General features: G+C 34.6%; 1 protein-coding gene. It reads right to left on the reverse strand.

All coding sequences use genetic code 11. The annotated features are described in order from the left end of the window. Positions 1–117: 117 nt before the first annotated feature. Positions 118–552 (reverse strand): ankyrin repeat domain-containing protein (locus tag HMPREF1505_RS13310; RefSeq protein WP_036923455.1); only part of this gene is annotated, 435 nt, incomplete at its 5' end.

Consider the following 552-nt stretch of genomic DNA (forward strand, 5'->3'; position numbering starts at 1 on the left):
ATAATGGGATATTCTTTCTCACTAAAAAAACGCTTGTAAGGTACTTCATTGTTAAACATACTGCATGAGGTTAAAATGAGTGATGATAATAATGCTATAATATATTTTATTACCTTATCAATCATTCTCTTCCGTATTATCATCCATGGCTGGTTTATATGGGAACTCTACACCTATACTTTTTAGTCGCTCAACAAGCTTTTTAAAGTCTGGAGCATCATAATCTCCATTCCCATAGTTTATAAAGACTTGAACCCAGTATGCAACATTTTCCTTACCTCCAGTATTTCTTCCAACACCTCCAGTCTTCATAGGGTCTGCACCTCTGTCCCATAACCACAGTACGAAGTTCCATTGTCTTGCAAGGGCTTGATCTATTATAACAGTCTCTTTTGAACTGTTAAATTGGTTAATATCTGCTCCATGTTCTAATAAGTATTCTATTTTTTGCTTATCTTCATACAATGCAGCCGCAAATAAAGGAAGTTGCGCTTGCATATCATTGGGATTAGCCCCATATTTGATTAACAGCTTAACAAAATTAATGTTATA

It is taken from the genome of Prevotella sp. ICM33 (assembly GCF_000517825.1).
Lineage (GTDB): Bacteria > Bacteroidota > Bacteroidia > Bacteroidales > Bacteroidaceae > Prevotella > Prevotella melaninogenica.